We start from the raw sequence: 16,569 nt of genomic DNA on the forward strand, positions 1-16,569 counted from the left end.
GTGAAGAGCTGCGACTTAGGTCTGGCCCATGAGCGCCGGATCAAACGGATATTTGGTCAGGTTCTCGTAGCCGTCCTCGGTAATCAGCACCTGATCCTCGAGCTTGATCGAGAAATCTCCACCCTCGGGGCTGACCAGGGCCTCGACACAGAGCGTCATGCCCGCCTCGAGTTCATAGTCAAAGGCGTCCTCATGACCTGTGCCCGGATAATCCACATGGGGCCATTCATCACAGAGGCCCACGCCATGCATCATGCAGCTGTATTTCTGTTTCTGGAATTGCGGGTCCAGAACATGGCCATTGGCAGAAAGATCGTTGATAGAGACACCGGCTTTCAGCATCTCCATATTGGTCTGGATATGCTCGACCCCGTGCTGCATCGCGTAGATCATATCGGCTGGGGGTTTCTCGTCGCCGATCCACCAAGACCTTGAAATGTCGATGCAAATTCCATACGCGCCGACGAGGTCGGTGTCGAAACTGACGATCTCATTGTTGCTGATCAGACGCGGGCCGCATTCCTGAAACCATGGGTTTGTTCGGGGGCCAGAGGCGAGCAGGCGTGTTTCGATCCATTCGCCGCCGCGTTCGATATTGGCTTTGTGCAGGATCGCCCAGACGTCGTCCTCAGATACGCCTCCACGAGGGATGGCTTCGCGGGCGAAGTCTTCCATTTCCTTGACGGCGGCCTCACAGGCCACAGACGCGCAGCGCATGGCGAGGATTTCGTCGGGGCCTTTCACGGCGCGGCATTTCTCGGTGAGCTCTTCGCCGGGGAAGACCTCGAGCCCTGCGCTTTCCAGTGCGCGCAGACCGTCGATCATGATTTTGTCGACCGCGAGGCGTTTGTTGCCGGGCGCGTGTTCGTTCAATAGGTCGATGACTTCGTTTGTGAACTTCGTTGCCGCCTCGGTGATCCGGTCGCCGACAGAGAAGTAGAACATTGAGGCACCAGAGCGTTGTTCGCGCACCAAGGGGTTGAATTCACTGAGGAAAGGCGAGTTCTTGTAGTCCCACATCACCATGTAACCGTCCGCACAGATCAGCGTCGCGCGGAAGGGGTTATGGGTGTTCCAGAGCTGCATATTGGTGCTGTCAGTCGCGTAGCGAATGTTCAACGGATCGAACACCAAAAGGCCCGCGTAGTCGCGATCCTGGATGAATTTGGTCAGCCGTTTCAGGCGAAACTCGCGCATGCGGGGAAGATCGGGCAGGGTGAGGCCTGCGGCTTCCCACTCGCGGAAGGCAAGTTGGGTGGGGCCGATCTCGATACGGTCGTTGTCGTTGGGGGTATTGTCCCCCAGCATCACACCTTTGGATGGGTCGATCTTGCGGCGGTCGCGGGAATAATTCATCTGGCTCTCCTCCTAGGGTCAGGATGGGGGGCGGGATACGGCTATGTCCGGTCAAAAAGCGACCTTTGGACAGGGTTTGGGCGGCGCTTTTGGGAAATGGGGTTCTCTTTTGCTGGGAATTGCGAGAGGTTTTGCGTCAAAGACCCTGAAAGGCCGCGCAGTGATGTCTGTCATTTTGCAAACTGAGATTCCCTATGATGTGACGGTGGAAAAATCGCTGCCGGGCGTTGCGCCTTTGGGGGAGGCGAGCTGGTTGCATCTGGATGAAGCCTATGCGGCGCAATTGGCGCGGAAGGCTGAATTGCTTGCGGAGCGGCGGGCCGATGTGGTGGCTTTGGATGCGGGGGCTTTGCCAGCGGCGCAAGAGCTGCTGCGGATGGTTGTTCGCGAACTCGTTGAAAGGCATGGGTTTTCTGGTTTAGGTGACTCGGTGGCGCGCCCTGATGGGCGCGCGGTTGCGCTGGATTTTGAGGATCCGCTTGGGACGCTGGCGCAGTTGGTGCAGGAGGATTTCTGCATTCTGCAAAAACAGGGAGACGAGCATGTACTGACAGGGGCGTTGTTGTGTTTTCCGGCAAGCTGGACCTTGGCCGAGAAGTTCATGCGGCCTTTGGTGCGTATTCATAAGCCGGTTGAGAGCTATGACGCCAATATCGCGAAACGCGTGCAGCGGTTGTTTGATGGGGTGCGCGTGGGGCGACCGGTGTGGCGGTTCAATGCGTTGCACTATGCAGATGCAGAGTTGTTTCATCCGAGGACAGAGGATGCGCCGCGTGAGGATGACTATGAGGTGCAGCGGTTTTTGCGGAGTGAAAAACAGGTGATTTTGCGGTTACCTGAGACGGATGCTGTGGTGTTCGCAATCCATACATTCGTCGTCAAGGCGTAGCGCCCAATGCATGGAACAAGGCCGCAGGCCGCCATGCCAAAGCGGACCCGCCCCTTTGGGGCCGCTTTTTGGGGATGCTTGGAGATCCAGAAATGTCGTTCGGGTTTGGCCGCCATAAAGTGCTTCATTGGATCGGCTCAAACGCGACCCCGCGGGTCCGCTTTGGCTTGGCAACAAAAAAGGGCGCCTCGAGGGGCGCCCTTTTCCGTAATATTCCAGCAGCTTAGCAGCTGTAGTACATACCGAATTCCACTGGGTGTGGGGTATGTTCGTAGGTTTCGATCTCTTCCATTTTGAGCTCGATGTAACCTTCGATCTGGTCTTTGGTGAACACGTCGCCTGCCAGCAGGAAGTCCATGTCCGCTTGCAGTTCTTCCATTGCTTCGCGCAGGGAGCCACAGACAGTTGGGATGCCAGCCAGTTCTTCTGCAGGCAGATCGTACAGGTTCTTGTCGTAAGACGGGCCTGGGTCGATCTTGTTCTTGATGCCGTCGATGCCGGCCATCAGCAGAGCTGCGAAGCAGAGGTATGGGTTCGCGGATGGATCCGGGAAACGTGCCTCAACGCGCTTGGCTTTTGGAGATTCGGTCCAAGGGATACGAACACAGCCGGAACGGTTACGTGCAGAGTAGGTGCGCAGAACTGGGGCTTCGAAGCCTGGGATCAGACGCTTGTAGGAGTTGGTGGATGGGTTGGTGAAGGCATTAAGCGCTTTCGCGTGCTTCAGGATACCACCGATGAAGTACAGAGCTTCTTGGGACAGGTCCGCGTACTGGTCGCCAGCAAACAGAGGCTTGCCGTCTTTCCAGATGGACATGTTGCAGTGCATGCCGGTGCCGTTGTCGCCTGCGATTGGCTTTGGCATGAAGGTTGCAGATTTGCCATAAGACTGTGCCACGTTGTGGATCACATACTTATATTTCTGCAGCTCGTCCGCTTGGTGAGTGAGCGAACCGAAGATCAGGCCCAGCTCGTGCTGACAGGACGCAACCTCGTGGTGGTGCTTGTCAACTTTCATGCCCAGACGCTTCATGGTGGAGAGCATCTCGGAGCGGATGTCTTGACCATCGTCGATTGGGTTTACTGGGAAGTAACCGCCTTTGACACCTGGACGGTGACCGGTGTTGCCCATTTCATATTCAGTGTCAGAATTCCAGGAACCGTCCTGTGCATCAACTTCGTAAGACACTTTGTTGATGGTGTTGGAGAAGCGAACGTCGTCAAACAGGAAGAATTCTGCTTCTGGACCCCAGTAGGAGACATCACCGATGCCGGAGGACTTCAGATATGCTTCTGCTTTTTCAGCAGTGGAACGTGGGTCACGCTCGTAGGCTTCACCGGTGTCTGGCTCAACGATAGAGCAGTGCACACAGATGGTTTTCTCTGCGTAGAAAGGATCTACGTAAGCAGAGTTGGTGTCTGGCATCAGTTTCATGTCAGAAGCTTCGATGGATTTCCAACCAGCGATGGAGGAACCGTCGAACATGAAGCCTTCTTCCAGGAAGTCTTCGTCGACTTCTGTGGACATCACGGTGACGTGCTGAAGTTTACCACGAGGGTCTGTGAAACGGATATCTACGTATTCCGCTTCCTCGTCTTTGATCAGCTTGAGAACTGCATCTGCGCTCATGCTTGCTTTCCTTCTACTAAAAGAGTTCGGAGTGTTTACAGGGCGTCCGCGCCGGATTCACCGGTACGAATGCGGATGGCTTGTTCGACAGAGCTGACAAAGATTTTGCCGTCCCCGATTTTATCGGTTTTCGCTGCGTCGACGATCGCTTCGATTGCCTGGTCTACCATGTCGGCATCCAGAACAACCTCGATTTTGACCTTTGGCAGGAAGTCCACGACATATTCTGCGCCGCGGTAGAGTTCGGTATGGCCTTTTTGACGACCGAAACCCTTGACCTCGATCACCGAAAGACCTTGGACACCTACGTCCTGCAAAGCTTCTTTCACTTCATCAAGTTTAAATGGCTTGATGATGGCTTCGATTTTTTTCATCTCGGGGTCTCCTCACCTGAGTTATGTCGTGCTGATCCCATGTTCCTGAGGGGGCGACAATCGGATAGGGCGTTTTGGGTCGAAAGGCTAGGGTCAGTTTTTGAGTCGTGATTAAAAAATAGGCAAATAGGCGCGAAAAGGGGCGAAATGAAAACTTTGCCACTTTGAGCCTTGTGAATATGGGCGCTGGGTGGGGTGGCGCGCGTGAAAATTTACTGGAACAAAGATGCATTTTCCACTCGCATCCCGCAAATAGCTTTGCTAGAGACACGCGAACTGGCGGCAGCGATGCGCCAGCGATGTGCGGGTGTGGCGAAATTGGTAGACGCACCAGATTTAGGTTCTGGCGCCGCGAGGCGTGGGGGTTCAAGTCCCTCCACCCGCACCACTCTTTCTTACAGCGAAGTTTAATAAAGCATTGCGGAGACGCGCGCTCTGTTGGCGATGCTTTAGTCAATCTTACCTAGCCCTCATCCTTACTCAAAACGCGTATGTGAGGATTGGAAATGGATATTTACGACGAAACTCTGGGCATGAGTCGCAGTTTGGCAGGCACGTTTGGCAATATGGTCGATGTGGTGCCCAATGATGGGGCTGATCTGCCGATACCTGCGATGAAGCTTTATGTCGAGACCGGCGGGGCGTTGGTGGTGATGGGGGTGAACGGGACGGCGAGCGTGACTGTGCAAGTGCCTGACTTTTCAGAGCTTAACCTGAACGTGCGCCGTGTCTACGCAACCGGCACCACGGCCTCTGGAATCAAGGCGTTTGTGGTCTGATGTTGGATCTGGGCGTGAGTATTGGACAGAGCGCAGGCCAAGCAGAGCAGGCGCGGGCACGGATGCCGGCGGGGGTCTTGCCGATCCGGCAGGCGACCCTGCAGGACATGAGCCATGTGACCTCGACTACAGGCGATGTGACGCTGGGCGAGGGTGAGATCCTGATGGGCGCGAATTCTCGGGTCACGATTGCAGGGAATTTCTCAGGCAATCTTTGGGTGCATTCGGTGACGGCGGATGTTACGGGCACAACGCGGGCGCGGTTTTTGAGCCCGACGTACAGCCCTGAAGGCACACGTCAGGCAGAAGGCATGCAGACGTGGAAATTCCCGAACGCCAGCAATCAGGGATCGCTTGATTTTCTGACGGGGAGCAACTTCTCCTGTCGGCTGCTTGGGTTGCAAGTGGTTGATATGGGGGATGTTTTGGCGAAGCCTGCTAAAGTGGTGCTGGCCTTGGGGCAGTCTTTGATGGAGTGCTCGTCGGTGTCTCTGGGCGTCAATCGCAGTTTTGACTATTGGCCAGGGGCGCGGTGTTTGTATTTGCCCGGTGCCAGCTATGTCGGACGAGGAACCACGCGGGCTGTGCCACACGCGATGCATGTGCCGTTACAGTATCAGTCGATTGGACAGGGCGTGTCTCCGGTGGCGGCATTTGCACAGGAGCTGCTGCCCTTTGTGCCAGAGAGCCATAACCTGGTGATTGCCGCAGGCGCGTGGTCGCAGACGTCTTTGGTGGGCGCTGATGGCGATTGGAACCCTGCGGCGACCACGGCGGATCGCGCGGCCTATCAGAATGCGGTGGATCTGGTCACGACGGGGCTCGCGAACCTGCCTGCGGGGTCCGAGGTTATCGGAGCCCTTTGGGCGCAGGGGCAGGGGGATTACAGCGCGACCTTTGATGCGGATTATCCTCCGGCCTTTGCGGCGATGCGCAGTCAGATGCAGGTGGATTTGGGGACGGGTACTATTCCGTGGCTGATCCTTGGCCCGCCACCGGATGGGGTGGCAATCTATCAGGATCTGTTCCGTGAAACCCAGCAAAATATGGATCAAGACAGCGGCCACGCGCTGGCGCAAGGCGGGGTCCATACGATCGCGCATCCCACTGGGTACATCGAAGACGGCACCCATGTGACCGCCTGGGGCAGCCGCGTGATGGGGCGGCTTGCGGCACGGCGATTCATCGCGGAAGGGTATCTGTGACAAGTGGCGGCTTTCGGGCCGCCTTTTCTTTGCGCCTTGCCCTTAGATTATTGGCAAATCCATGCCTTTCACGCGCGCCTTTTGCCTTGTCATTCTGCCCCCTGATCTATAGAGAGCGACGTCAACGCATGAAGAAGTTAAAGGCGGTGCCAATCGGTGCCGCTATTTAGGTTGAAAGAAGGACGATACAATGCAGGTCACCGAGACCCTGAATGAAGGCCTGAAGCGCGGCTATACCATCACGCTGACCGCAGATGAGCTGGACGCGAAGGTCAACGAAAAACTGGCTGAAGCGCAGCCAGACGTTGAAATGAAGGGCTTCCGCAAAGGCAAAGTGCCTATGGCGCTGCTGAAAAAGCAATTCGGCCAGCGTGTTCTGGGCGAAGCGATGCAAGAGTCCATCGACGGCGCGATGAGCAGCCACTTTGAAGAATCCGGTGATCGTCCTGCGCTGCAGCCAAAGATCGAAATGCAGAACGGCGAAGAGTGGAAAGAAGGCGACGATGTTGTTGTCGACATGTCCTACGAAGCTCTGCCAGAGATCCCAGAAGTTGATCTGAAATCCATCGAGCTGGAAAAGCTGGTTGTGAAGCCAGAAGATGCGGACGTGGAAGAAGCGCTTGGCAAGCTGGCCGAGACCGCGCAGAACTTCAAATCCCGCCGCAAGGGCTCCAAAGCGAAAGATGGCGACCAGGTTGTCATGGATTTCGTTGGTAAAATCGACGGCGAAGCCTTTGACGGCGGCGCGGGCGAAGATTTCCCACTGGTTCTGGGTTCCGGTCAGTTCATCCCTGGCTTTGAAGAGCAGCTGGTTGGTGTGAAAGCCGAAGAAGAGAAGGACGTTACTGTATCCTTCCCAGAAGAATACCAAGCCGAACACCTAGCGGGCAAAGAAGCTGTGTTCACATGCACCATCAAAGAAGTCAAAGAGCCGGTTGCGGCTGAACTTGATGACGAGCTGGCCAAACAATTCGGCGCCGAAGATCTGAACGCTCTGAAAGAGCAGATCACTGAACGTCTGGTTGCGGAATACGCAGGTGCTGCACGTCAGGTTCAGAAGCGTGCGCTGCTGGATGCGCTGGACAAGGTTGTGTCCTTCGACCTGCCTCCATCCCTCGTTGAAGCAGAAGCAAACCAAATCGCACACCAGCTGTGGCACGAGGAAAACCCTGAGGTGGAAGGTCACGACCACCCAGAGATCGAGCCAACCGAAGAGCACACCTCTTTGGCAGAGCGCCGCGTGCGTCTGGGTCTGCTGCTCGCAGAGCTGGGCCAGAAAGCCGAAGTCGAAGTGTCCGACGCGGAAATGACCCAAGCGATCATGAACCAGGCGCGCCAGTATCCTGGTCAGGAACGTCAGTTCTTTGAATTCGTTCAGCAGAACCAGCAGATGCAACAGCAGCTGCGCGCGCCTCTGTTTGAAGACAAAGTCGTCGACTATGTGTTTGAACTGGCTCAGGTTTCTGACAAAGAAGTCAGCAAAGCGGATCTGGAAAAAGCCGTTGAGGCACTGGACGAGGAGTAATCCTCGCTTGGGCGCGGCTTAAAGCTGCGCCTCATCCCAAAATCAAAAAGGGGCTGCTCAGAAATATTGAGCAGCCCCTTTTCATTGCGCCACACTCTACGCAACACGCCTTGGGGAATAAGGCGATTTGGGTGGCCAAGGTCACAGGGTAGCAGCCTCGACCGAAGAAAAAACTTTGATCTAAAGGTTTATGAAATGTCGTGACAGGCGACGAATCGCATGCCGTGTTTGTGTAGGGCGACCTTAGATCGTCGCTGTAAGCGCAGAGGGCAGGCGCATCGAAAGTGCGCTGCGCAATGCCAATACCGCCGAGCGTTCCTTGTCCGACGAAGCCTCTGCGATTTGCTCGTCAAAATAGGTCTGCAATTCTTGCGGATCAGTCACACCAGGCATTGGTGGTTGCTTGGCCAGAGCTTCGATTTTCGCAACCGCTGCGTCCTCATCAAGCATGACATCGCCTTCGATACCTGCAAATGCGCGCACTTTGCCGATACGCTCGTCTGTGCAGTCCAAAAGCGCCGCCAGAGCCGAGACCTTGCCCATTGGAACAGTCTTGCCCACATAGCCATGAGGCGCGTTGTCAGAGCGTTTCAGAACGCGGTCCATGACCGGATCGATCACAGTGATGATATCGGTGATACCCGCCGCCTTGGAGTATTCCAGAATGCCCACCATCAGCTCACATGTGGCTTTGGACACTGTGGTCTTGCTGTCTTCGCTTTTGATGCGCTGTGTATCAACGCAGAAGCGGGTGGATTCCCAGATGTTCGGGCTTCGAACCGGAGGCTCTCCGTCCAGAATCGCGTCAAACACATCGGCCAGCATATGCGGCCCCATGGTTTGTAGAACACGTGCGCAGGAAATGACGTTCATCTCGTCATCCAGGCCCACAATGTAGCTAGGATTCATATTGTCGAATTGGTCGATCTCTTTGCCGTCCGTGATGGTCACATCCCATCCCAAACGACCTGCGAAAACCCGCGCGCGAAGCTGGAACATGTCTTCCAGGACCGTCGGGAAGCGATGCATGTTCAATGCGTCTATTGTTAAAATCATGTGCACCCCCAATTGTGCTTTGCCGTGAATGAAGGTTAACGGCGTGCCATTGGGTGCGGGTATTGTGGGAAACCCGTAGTTTTGAATTTCTCACCTTATTTCAGAGGTTTATACGGGATTTCCCTAGGTCTGTGAGCGTGGATACAGCGATTTTGGCGCAGTTTTCCCGCATTTACACACAGAGTTATCCACAGGATGGTAGCGGAATTAACCGGGGAAAATTAGGTTCATCCCAATCGCGCGTCCTACGGCCTGAGATGTGGTCAGGGCGACGAGTTTTTCGCGTGATGAACGAACGTGAACTTCGACAGTGCGCGTAGAGATATTCAGAATATCCGCCACATCCTGCTGTGATTTCCCGGCGGCCAGCCATTGCAGGACTTCGAGCTCTCGCTTGGAGAGGTTCGGGTGGTGTAGCTAGCGCGACAGAGGCTCTGTGCGCATCACGTTGTCATGCATATGAGCTGCGGCTTGCTGCAGCTCGATCATGACGTTGTTGCGCAGTTTGATCCATTCTTCTTTGCTGCAGTCGCGGGTGACGCTGAGCATGCCGAACTCGCCAAATGGGCCACGGATCGGAATGGTGATGCCTTTGTCGCCGATGCCAAATTCGCGGGCTGGGTCAAAGACTTTGCGGAAGTTCTGATCTTTGTTCAGGCGAAGCCAGTCAACTGGTGCGACGCTGCGCATGGCTGAATGCAGAGTAGGGTCGATCGTGTGCAGGTGGTTGTCTTGATAGTAAGTCTGCCATTCATCGCTGTAGGTGACGATGGCATGCATGACGCCACCAACCGGATTTATGCCTGCATAAGCTGCATCGTCAAACTCGTAGGTTTCACAAATATTGTGCAGAAACTTAGTGTAACGATCTTCCGATTCCGGAATGTCGTGCAGGCTTATCAGGTCCAATTGCCACCCCCAATGAAACGTCGCCGGCAGCTTACTTAGCGACGCTTAGATTACCCGTTTTGCTTTCCACGGCCATCGACCGCATGAACGCGAGAACCGCACTGCGCTGCGTTTGAGGCAGCTTGCGATACAGTTCCATCATTTCGATTGTGTCACGGTCCGACAAGAAGTCCATCTTGTCAACCGGATCCACGGCCACCGTCGCGTCAGTTTCGCGGGCGATACCTTCGAAGAAATAGACGACATCCACGCCCAAACGCTCGGCAATAGCCCAGAGGCGAGAGGCGCTGACGCGGTTGGCACCGGTTTCATACTTTTGAATTTGTTGGAATTTAACGCCAATGGCCTCGCCGAGTTCAGACTGGCTGACGCTCAGGGCGTGACGGCGGGCACGAATGCGCTTGCCAACGAGTACGTCAATCTTATTCATTTCTCACCTGCGGTCTTTATTCAACATCCAAACCGGCACACAGGCGCCGACATGGCAAATAGTTAATTTTTGACAAGCACGGGTGCCGAATTCTGGCAGGCGATTTCGTCGCTTTAAATTATTATGACGCTTCTGCGCTTCCTTGCTTGGTGTGCCGATGCGCGGAGACCGCGCATCAACGTTTCATCTTAATATAGTGTTACTCTTCGTCGTTAACAGGTTCGTCAACGATTGGAGCAGAGTCTTCGTCGTCATCAGACGCGGCAGAGCCGATATCGTCGAACAGTTCGGCGATTTCGAATTCTGCAGCCGCTTCTTCTTCCGCCGCCAGCTCTTGGATGGATTTACCGGACTCTTGTAGTTCGGCTTCTTCCTCAGAGCGGGCAACGTTCAGAGTGATTTCAACGGTCACTTCTGGGTGCAGTTTCACCGCAACATTGTGCAGGCCAAGGTCTTTGATCGGTGCGATCAGAGCGACTTGCTTACGGTCCACAGAGAAACCAGCTTCGGTTGCAACTTCGGCGGCGTCACGTGGGGTGACAGAGCCGTAGAGGGAACCGGCGTCAGACGCGGAGCGAATCACGACGAACTTCTGACCGTCGAGTTTCTCTGCCAGCGCTTCGGCTTCTGCTTTGGTTTCCAGGTTGCGGGCTTCCAGCTGAGCTTTTTGCGCTTCGAAGGAAGCAACGTTGCCCTCAGAAGCAGTCAGCGCCTTGCCTTGTGGCAAGAGGAAGTTGCGGGCGTAGCCAGGTTTTACGTCAACGACGTCACCCATTTGGCCCAGTTTCGCAACGCGTTCGAGAAGGATAACTTGCATGTCAGGCTCTCCTTACTTCACAGCGTATGGCAGCAGCGCGAGGAAGCGGGCGCGTTTGATAGCGCGAGCCAGTTCACGTTGCTTTTTCGCGGAAACCGCAGTGATGCGGGATGGAACGATCTTGCCGCGCTCAGAGATGTAGCGTTGCAGCAGTTTCGTGTCTTTGTAGTCGATCTTTGGCGCATTCTCACCAGAGAATGGGCAGACCTTGCGACGACGGAAAAATGGTTTTGCAGCCATGGTTTAGTGTCCTTTCTTCGCGCAATTAAGAGCGACGTTCGCGGCGCTCGCCACGTTCTTCGCGTTTTTGCATTTGGATGGACGGGCCTTCGGCGTGCTCGTCGACTTTGATCGTCAGAACGCGCATGACATCGTCATGCAGGCGCATCAGGCGTTCCATTTCCTGAACCGCCGGCGCAGGGCTGTCGGTTTTCAGAAAGGCGTAGTGCCCTTTGCGGTTCTTGTTGATCTTATAGGCCATTGTTTTAACGCCCCAGTACTCGCTTTCGACGACTTTGCCGCCGTTGTCCGCAAGGACAGTACCGAAGTGCTCAACGAGGCTTTCAGCTTGCGCGTTGGACAGGTCCTGGCGCGAGATAAAGACATGCTCATAAAGTGGCATGTGAGCTCCATTTCATTTCAAGCGCATTTCAAAGGGCGGGATAAAACTCTTTCGCGTCCCACCCACGAGAGACTGCGCGGTTTTTAGATAAGTGCGAAAGATTGCGCGCTATATAGCGAACCCCCCTCGATTCACAAGCATTATCTGATTTGGAAACAGTTAGTTTCCTTATCCAATCGCCCAATTCCTGCCTCAATTCATAGGCAGGGTGCGAAATGTTAACTTCTGTTCTTTTAAGGCGAAACAGAGATGGCGAATGTCACGGAGTCCCGGCCCCTCGATAGGGTCGTGATGCCCGCCCCAACATTAAGTGCCCACTTCTGGGTGCGTTTGCTGGCAGGGAGCTTAGGCACCCTGCTTTGTGCTGTCGGGTCGGCAGTGGCTGTTTTTCCGTTCCCGGGATTGCCAGAAGGGTTTCAACTGGCAAAGTTCACCCTTGGTGTTTTGATTTTCACGACAGGCATCGTTTTTGCCCGAACCGGCAAACGTCCGCCATCCAGCGAGCTACATTTCGATCCAAAGTATGGCGAATTCATTCTAGTTCCCGTCGATGCCGGTTGGGAGGCCGCGCAATGCGTGATGTCCACAGACGTGGCGCAAGTAGACGTCAGTGGAAGGCATTTGTCAGTTGCGTCTGAGGATGCGCGGCTATCGATCAACATCGCGATGCAAGATGCCATGTCGGCCAAACAAGTTTCAGAAACCTGTCAATCCCCGTCCAAGGCGGCTTAACAGAATGTGATGTGCGTTTTCGCACAATAGATGTTGTAAAGCTCAGGTTGTTTTCCCAGCGTCATCTTCGATGTTAGAGCCATCTGAAACTGGAGCTAACCCTATGAAATCTCTTATCCTTGCTGCGGGCCTTGCTGCCGCGGCCACGTCTTCTTTTGCCGAAGCAGAAGCCTATAAACTCGACCCATCTCACAGCCAGATCGTGTTCTCGTATAACCACCTCGGGTTCTCGACCACCTATGGCATGTTCTCGGGTTTTGAAGGCGACATTCAGTTCGACCAAGAAGACCCAGCGAAGTCCTCTGTATCTGTGTCCATGCCTGTGCGCTCTATGCTGACAGGTTGGGAAGCGCGGTTTGGTCACTTTATGAGCCCAGATTTCTTTGACGCGAGCGAAGACGAAATGGTGTCTTTCGTGTCCACTGGCATCGAAGTGACTGGCGACAGCACCGCGCTGATCACCGGTGATCTGACGCTGAACGATGTGACCAAATCTGTTGTTCTGGATGCCAAGCTAAACCAAGCCATGGTGCACCCTATGGCGGGCGTGCCATTCGCGGGTTTTGACGCGACCACGGAACTGAAGCGTACCGACTTCAACCTCGGTCAATTCGCGCCATTCGTAAGCGATGAAGTTCAGGTGGTTATTTCCATCGAGGCAATGAAGGCTGAATAAGCTTTCCTTCGAGACAATTAAAAAAGCCCCCGAGTTTTCGGGGGCTTTTTTGTTAGCGTTTGGCGGTGAAGTTGATGTCTATGATCACCGCAAAGCCCAGTGAGCTTTCATCAGGCATGGATTGCCCCACGTTAAAGTCCTGCCGATTGAGCGTGGTTTGCGCAGAGACCGTGGCTGTGTCGCCTTCGATCGTGAGCTCGTAGGGGAAGGACACGGGAACCGTTGCGCCTTTGACTGTGAGCGTGCCTTGCGCCATGTGCCCGGAATCTCCGGCAAGAAGTTCCGCCGAAAAAGTTGCTGTAGGGAAGGTCGTGGCATCAAAGAAGTCAGGCCCCATGGCTTGTTGTGTGACGGATCCCAGCGACAAAGATCCGATTGCGATCTGAACCTCTGCGCTGCCGTGTTTGCCGTCGGTCGCGGTTTCGTTGAAGGCGATGTCTGCGGTCCAGTCGGCAAAGCTGCCGCGCACGTCAGAGCCGAACTGGCGGATGGTCAGAGCAATCTCTCCGTCTTGGACGGTCCATTCCGACGAGACTTCAGCCAGCGCGGCTTGCTGTGTCTGTTCAGCCTTGGGAGCATCCAATACGCCAATGGTCATGGCGAGCGCCCAAATGCCGAGCGCCGCGAGGAAAGGCAGGCGTGAGTGCTTTTGCGCAGGGGGCGTCGGGGCATCAGACAGACCAGGCATCATGCGGCGTAGCGTGTGGTCTTTGTCGATAATCGCGTGTTTCAGGGCTCCGCCTATATGCGCGAGGATCGTTAGGGCGAGCACCGGCGTGAGTGTCGTGTGGATCGACCCGAAGATCGCCGAGAGCTGCGCGTCCTTGGGAATAAACGGCAGGGCCTGACCAAAAGGCCACCAGATCGGTGCAAAGCCTTCGGCGGCGGCGTGGTGGATCCAGCCGGTCAAAGGGACCAGCAGCATGCAGCCATAAAGCACCCAATGGGCGGTCTCGGCCGCAAAGGCTTCGAGGCGATGCTCTGAGTTCAACAGGCCGGGGCGTTTTTGGGTCAATGCCCAGAGGATACGCAGGAGTGCGGTGAAGAAGGCCATCACGCCGACAGTTTTATGCAGAGAGAACAAGAGCGCCTTACGGGTCAGCTCGTCGCTGGTGTCAAAGGGCGCGTCATGGGCGAGGATGCCCAGCGGAAAGGCTGTGAAAATCAAAAGGGCGGTGAGCCAGTGGAAGGTCTTGGTGACACCGCCATAGGCTCTGTCGGTATTGGTGAGGGCCATGGAATGCTCCTGAATTTGCGAGTTGCGCTGACGTTAGACGCCCCTACGTCACCCGCCAAGGTGAAACGCCCTCGATTTACGTGCAGCAAAGCGCAATAGCGTTGCACCTATGAACAGGGCGGGGTATTGCCATAGAACGCAAAATAAGAGGTCAGAGATGAGCCGAGCATTTGTATTTCCGGGACAAGGGGCGCAGACGATTGGGATGGGGAAGGCCTTGGCCGATGCCTATCCAGAAGCCCGCGCAGTGTTTAATGAGGTCGATGAGGCGCTTGGAGAAAAGCTGAGTGCGCTGATCTGGGAAGGCGAGCAAGAGACGCTCACTTTGACCCAAAATGCCCAGCCCGCACTGATGGCGACGTCTCTGGCGGCGATGCGCGCATTGGAGGCCGAAGGGGTCTCGATTGAAGCAGCCTCTTATGTGGCGGGTCACTCGCTGGGGGAATATTCTGCCCTTGCGGCGGCAGGCGCCTTGAGCGTCGCGGACACGGCGCGCCTGTTGCGCACCCGTGGGGAAGCGATGCAAGCCGCCGTGCCTGTGGGTGTTGGCGCGATGGCGGCTCTGTTGGGTCTGGATTTCGCGGGTGCGACTGAGGTCGCGGAAGAGGCTGCGCAGGGCGAGGTTTGTCAGGCGGCCAATGACAATGATCCGGGGCAGGTGGTTGTGTCTGGTCACAAAGCGGCAGTTGAGCGCGCGGTTGAGATCGCTAAGGAAAAGGGTGCGAAACGCGCGGTGTTGCTACCGGTGTCGGCGCCTTTCCATTGTGCATTGATGCAGCCAGCAGCGGATGTGATGGCGGAGGCCTTGTCCCATGTTGATATCAACGCGCCGAAGGTGCCGGTTGTAGCCAATGTTGTGGCCTCATCCGTCAATGACCCGGCGACGATCCGGTCTTTGCTGGTGGAGCAGGTCACAGGCTCTGTCCGTTGGCGCGAATCGGTGAGCTATATGAGCGAAGCGGGCGTTACGGAGATCTATGAGATCGGCGCGGGCAAAGCCCTGTCGGGCATGGTGCGCCGCATTGATCGCGCGATTGCTTGTACAGCCGTGGGCACGCCTGAGGACGTGAAGGCTGCGGTAGAGAAATTGGCGTAAGCGCCGAAGGTTTAAGGTTGGGGAAAGACTATGTTTGATTTGACAGGCAAAGCGGCGCTGGTCACCGGCGCGTCTGGTGGCATTGGTGGCGAGATCGCCAAGGCTCTGCATGGCGCAGGGGCCAAGGTCGGACTTTCCGGCACGCGGGTGGAGCCGCTTGAGGCTCTGGCGGCAGAGCTGGGTGAGGGGGCGTTCGTGCTGCCCTGTAATCTGGGAGATGCCGAGGCGGTTGCAGAACTGCCGAAACAGGCGATTGCGGCGATGGGGTCTTTGGACATCCTTGTGAACAATGCAGGCATCACCAAAGACCAGATTTTCATGCGCATGTCGGATGAAGAATGGCAGCAAGTTCTGGATGTTAACCTGACGTCCTCTATGCGCCTGTGTCGCGCTGTGATGCGCCCAATGATGAAGGCGCGTTGGGGGCGGATCATCAACATCAGCTCGATTGTTGGTGCGACCGGCAACCCGGGTCAGGTGAACTATGCGGCCTCTAAGGCGGGTATGGTCGGCATGACCAAATCCATCGCCTATGAAGTGGCGAGCCGTGGGATTACCGCAAACGCTGTGGCTCCGGGCTTTATTGCGACCGCGATGACCGACAAGCTGACCGATGATCAGAAAGAGAAGATCAACGTGCAGATCCCAACGGGCCGTATGGGCACACCCGTGGAAATCGCAGCGGCGGTTTTGTACCTAGCAAGCCCAGAAGCCGGCTATGTCACAGGCACGACCTTGCATGTGAACGGCGGTATGGCCATGTTGTAAGCGGAGCCGCACCCGCGGGACGTATTACTGCGGGTGCTGTTTCCTGTCGAAAGCGTTTGCCTTGTTGCGCACTTGTGCTATAGGCGGCGCAGTTTTCCGGGTGGGCCTTTTGGCGCTCCGGTATTCTGGGGTTTCCCAGACATATGAGAGCCGCCCCGTAGGGCACCATCTAATTTCCGCTTCGGCGGAGGACCAAAGGCCACAAGGCCTAAAAGAACGAGGAATAGTTATGAGCGACGTCGCAGACCGCGTAAAAAAGATTGTTGTTGAGCACCTGGGTGTAGAAGAAGGCAAAGTTGTTGAAGCAGCTTCCTTCATTGACGATCTTGGCGCAGACAGCCTGGACACCGTAGAGCTGGTTATGGCTTTCGAAGAAGAGTTCGGCATCGAGATCCCTGATGACGCAGCTGAAACCATCCAAACTTTCGGCGACGCAGTGAAATTCATCACTGAAGCGTCCTAATCTGA

At 55.7% G+C, this 16,569-nt stretch carries 19 protein-coding genes, 1 tRNA gene and 1 pseudogene; 10 read left to right on the forward strand and 11 right to left on the reverse strand.

All coding sequences use genetic code 11. The features are described from left to right. Nucleotides 1-15: 15 nt before the first annotated feature. Nucleotides 16-1,356 (reverse strand): dimethylsulfonioproprionate lyase DddP, encoded by a 1,341-nt coding sequence (gene dddP / locus WG622_RS00990; protein WP_339401885.1) that lies wholly within the window; start codon nucleotides 1,354-1,356, stop codon nucleotides 16-18. Between the two features lie 43 nt (nucleotides 1,357-1,399). Between dddP and WG622_RS00995 the strand changes: the two genes are divergently transcribed. Beyond that, nucleotides 1,400-2,245, forward strand: a complete 846-nt coding sequence (locus WG622_RS00995) for a heme-dependent oxidative N-demethylase family protein (RefSeq protein WP_339401886.1) — start codon at nucleotides 1,400-1,402, stop codon at nucleotides 2,243-2,245. 223 nt (nucleotides 2,246-2,468) lie between these two features. Here WG622_RS00995 and glnA read toward each other — a convergent pair whose 3' ends face one another. Then, nucleotides 2,469-3,875: a type I glutamate--ammonia ligase gene (glnA, locus tag WG622_RS01000; protein WP_339401887.1), complete on the reverse strand. Its 1,407-nt coding sequence runs from the start codon at nucleotides 3,873-3,875 to the stop codon at nucleotides 2,469-2,471. 35 nt (nucleotides 3,876-3,910) lie between these two features. After that, a complete protein-coding gene (locus tag WG622_RS01005) occupies nucleotides 3,911-4,249 on the reverse strand; it encodes a P-II family nitrogen regulator (RefSeq protein ID WP_209356060.1) in 339 nt (112 codons plus the stop codon). Nucleotides 4,250-4,552: 303 nt separating this feature from the next. On the opposite strand from WG622_RS01005, the gene WG622_RS01010 reads away from it, so the two are divergent. The 4 genes from WG622_RS01010 (at nucleotide 4,553) to tig (ending at nucleotide 7,758) form a co-directional block, all read left to right on the forward strand. Beyond that, nucleotides 4,553-4,637, forward strand: a tRNA-Leu gene (locus WG622_RS01010). A 118-nt stretch (nucleotides 4,638-4,755) separates the two neighbouring features. Next, nucleotides 4,756-5,028: a spike base protein, RCAP_Rcc01079 family gene (locus WG622_RS01015; protein WP_339401889.1), complete on the forward strand. Its 273-nt coding sequence runs from the start codon at nucleotides 4,756-4,758 to the stop codon at nucleotides 5,026-5,028. 14 nt (nucleotides 5,029-5,042) lie between these two features. Continuing rightward, a complete protein-coding gene (locus WG622_RS01020) occupies nucleotides 5,043-6,233 on the forward strand; it encodes a sialate O-acetylesterase (RefSeq protein ID WP_339401890.1) in 1,191 nt (396 codons plus the stop codon). A 190-nt stretch (nucleotides 6,234-6,423) separates the two neighbouring features. Then, nucleotides 6,424-7,758, forward strand: coding sequence for a trigger factor (tig, locus tag WG622_RS01025; protein ID WP_339401891.1), 1,335 nt, complete (start codon nucleotides 6,424-6,426; stop codon nucleotides 7,756-7,758). Between the two features lie 243 nt (nucleotides 7,759-8,001). On the opposite strand, the gene WG622_RS01030 is transcribed toward tig, so the two are convergent. From WG622_RS01030 to rpsF, 7 genes and pseudogenes are all read right to left on the reverse strand, one after another. After that, nucleotides 8,002-8,814 carry an acyl-homoserine-lactone synthase gene (locus WG622_RS01030; RefSeq protein ID WP_339401892.1) on the reverse strand — a complete coding sequence of 271 codons (813 nt, stop codon included), beginning with the start codon at nucleotides 8,812-8,814 and terminating at the stop codon, nucleotides 8,002-8,004. Nucleotides 8,815-9,021: 207 nt separating this feature from the next. Then, nucleotides 9,022-9,207 (reverse strand): annotated as a pseudogene (locus WG622_RS01035) (response regulator transcription factor); the annotation flags it as partial. A gap of 24 nt (nucleotides 9,208-9,231) precedes the next feature. Then, on the reverse strand, nucleotides 9,232-9,723 hold the full coding sequence (locus WG622_RS01040; RefSeq protein ID WP_339401893.1) for an autoinducer binding domain-containing protein: 492 nt from the start codon (nucleotides 9,721-9,723) through the stop codon (nucleotides 9,232-9,234). A 31-nt stretch (nucleotides 9,724-9,754) separates the two neighbouring features. Next, complete coding sequence (locus WG622_RS01045) at nucleotides 9,755-10,153, reverse strand: helix-turn-helix domain-containing protein (protein ID WP_209356067.1); 399 nt, start codon at nucleotides 10,151-10,153, stop codon at nucleotides 9,755-9,757. A gap of 199 nt (nucleotides 10,154-10,352) precedes the next feature. Then, nucleotides 10,353-10,970, reverse strand: a complete 618-nt coding sequence (gene rplI / locus WG622_RS01050; protein WP_339401894.1) for a 50S ribosomal protein L9 — start codon at nucleotides 10,968-10,970, stop codon at nucleotides 10,353-10,355. Nucleotides 10,971-10,982: 12 nt separating this feature from the next. Then, a complete protein-coding gene (gene rpsR / locus WG622_RS01055) occupies nucleotides 10,983-11,210 on the reverse strand; it encodes a 30S ribosomal protein S18 (RefSeq protein ID WP_009805008.1) in 228 nt (75 codons plus the stop codon). Nucleotides 11,211-11,235: 25 nt separating this feature from the next. Continuing rightward, nucleotides 11,236-11,592 carry a 30S ribosomal protein S6 gene (gene rpsF / locus WG622_RS01060; protein ID WP_339401895.1) on the reverse strand — a complete coding sequence of 119 codons (357 nt, stop codon included), beginning with the start codon at nucleotides 11,590-11,592 and terminating at the stop codon, nucleotides 11,236-11,238. A gap of 378 nt (nucleotides 11,593-11,970) precedes the next feature. On the opposite strand from rpsF, the gene WG622_RS01065 reads away from it, so the two are divergent. After that, complete coding sequence (locus WG622_RS01065; RefSeq protein ID WP_339401896.1) at nucleotides 11,971-12,324, forward strand: hypothetical protein; 354 nt, start codon at nucleotides 11,971-11,973, stop codon at nucleotides 12,322-12,324. Between the two features lie 103 nt (nucleotides 12,325-12,427). Continuing rightward, nucleotides 12,428-13,000 (forward strand): YceI family protein, encoded by a 573-nt coding sequence (locus tag WG622_RS01070; protein ID WP_339401897.1) that lies wholly within the window; start codon nucleotides 12,428-12,430, stop codon nucleotides 12,998-13,000. Between the two features lie 52 nt (nucleotides 13,001-13,052). Here the strand turns inward: WG622_RS01070 and WG622_RS01075 are convergent, their stop codons facing one another. After that, entirely contained in the window at nucleotides 13,053-14,237 is a 1,185-nt protein-coding gene (locus WG622_RS01075; RefSeq protein WP_339401898.1) for a cytochrome b/b6 domain-containing protein, read from the reverse strand. A 157-nt stretch (nucleotides 14,238-14,394) separates the two neighbouring features. Between WG622_RS01075 and fabD the strand changes: the two genes are divergently transcribed. From fabD to WG622_RS01090, 3 genes are all read left to right on the forward strand, one after another. Continuing rightward, a complete protein-coding gene (gene fabD, locus WG622_RS01080; RefSeq protein ID WP_339401899.1) occupies nucleotides 14,395-15,333 on the forward strand; it encodes an ACP S-malonyltransferase in 939 nt (312 codons plus the stop codon). Nucleotides 15,334-15,363: 30 nt separating this feature from the next. Beyond that, complete coding sequence (gene fabG, locus WG622_RS01085; protein WP_339401900.1) at nucleotides 15,364-16,101, forward strand: 3-oxoacyl-[acyl-carrier-protein] reductase; 738 nt, start codon at nucleotides 15,364-15,366, stop codon at nucleotides 16,099-16,101. Nucleotides 16,102-16,330: 229 nt separating this feature from the next. Continuing rightward, entirely contained in the window at nucleotides 16,331-16,564 is a 234-nt protein-coding gene (locus WG622_RS01090; protein WP_209356079.1) for an acyl carrier protein, read from the forward strand. Nucleotides 16,565-16,569 lie beyond the last annotated feature (5 nt).

Source organism: Cognatishimia coralii (assembly GCF_037478305.1).
Taxonomy (GTDB): domain Bacteria; phylum Pseudomonadota; class Alphaproteobacteria; order Rhodobacterales; family Rhodobacteraceae; genus Cognatishimia; species Cognatishimia coralii.

What these genes read in the sequence shown, in the direction of transcription:
- tig (WP_339401891.1), top strand. Translation starts at nt 6,424, where the DNA reads ATGCAGGTCACCGAGACCCTGAATGAAGGCCTGAAGCGCGGCTATACC.
- glnA (WP_339401887.1), bottom strand. Translation starts at nt 3,875, where the DNA reads ATGAGCGCAGATGCAGTTCTCAAGCTGATCAAAGACGAGGAAGCGGAA.
- WG622_RS01015 (WP_339401889.1), top strand. Translation starts at nt 4,756, where the DNA reads ATGGATATTTACGACGAAACTCTGGGCATGAGTCGCAGTTTGGCAGGC.
- WG622_RS01090 (WP_209356079.1), top strand. Translation starts at nt 16,331, where the DNA reads ATGAGCGACGTCGCAGACCGCGTAAAAAAGATTGTTGTTGAGCACCTG.
- rplI (WP_339401894.1), bottom strand. Translation starts at nt 10,970, where the DNA reads ATGCAAGTTATCCTTCTCGAACGCGTTGCGAAACTGGGCCAAATGGGT.
- WG622_RS01075 (WP_339401898.1), bottom strand. Translation starts at nt 14,237, where the DNA reads ATGGCCCTCACCAATACCGACAGAGCCTATGGCGGTGTCACCAAGACC.
- WG622_RS01070 (WP_339401897.1), top strand. Translation starts at nt 12,428, where the DNA reads ATGAAATCTCTTATCCTTGCTGCGGGCCTTGCTGCCGCGGCCACGTCT.
- WG622_RS00995 (WP_339401886.1), top strand. Translation starts at nt 1,400, where the DNA reads ATGTCCGGTCAAAAAGCGACCTTTGGACAGGGTTTGGGCGGCGCTTTT.
- WG622_RS01045 (WP_209356067.1), bottom strand. Translation starts at nt 10,153, where the DNA reads ATGAATAAGATTGACGTACTCGTTGGCAAGCGCATTCGTGCCCGCCGT.
- fabD (WP_339401899.1), top strand. Translation starts at nt 14,395, where the DNA reads ATGAGCCGAGCATTTGTATTTCCGGGACAAGGGGCGCAGACGATTGGG.
- WG622_RS01005 (WP_209356060.1), bottom strand. Translation starts at nt 4,249, where the DNA reads ATGAAAAAAATCGAAGCCATCATCAAGCCATTTAAACTTGATGAAGTG.
- rpsR (WP_009805008.1), bottom strand. Translation starts at nt 11,210, where the DNA reads ATGGCTGCAAAACCATTTTTCCGTCGTCGCAAGGTCTGCCCATTCTCT.
- rpsF (WP_339401895.1), bottom strand. Translation starts at nt 11,592, where the DNA reads ATGCCACTTTATGAGCATGTCTTTATCTCGCGCCAGGACCTGTCCAAC.
- WG622_RS01030 (WP_339401892.1), bottom strand. Translation starts at nt 8,814, where the DNA reads ATGATTTTAACAATAGACGCATTGAACATGCATCGCTTCCCGACGGTC.
- dddP (WP_339401885.1), bottom strand. Translation starts at nt 1,356, where the DNA reads ATGAATTATTCCCGCGACCGCCGCAAGATCGACCCATCCAAAGGTGTG.
- fabG (WP_339401900.1), top strand. Translation starts at nt 15,364, where the DNA reads ATGTTTGATTTGACAGGCAAAGCGGCGCTGGTCACCGGCGCGTCTGGT.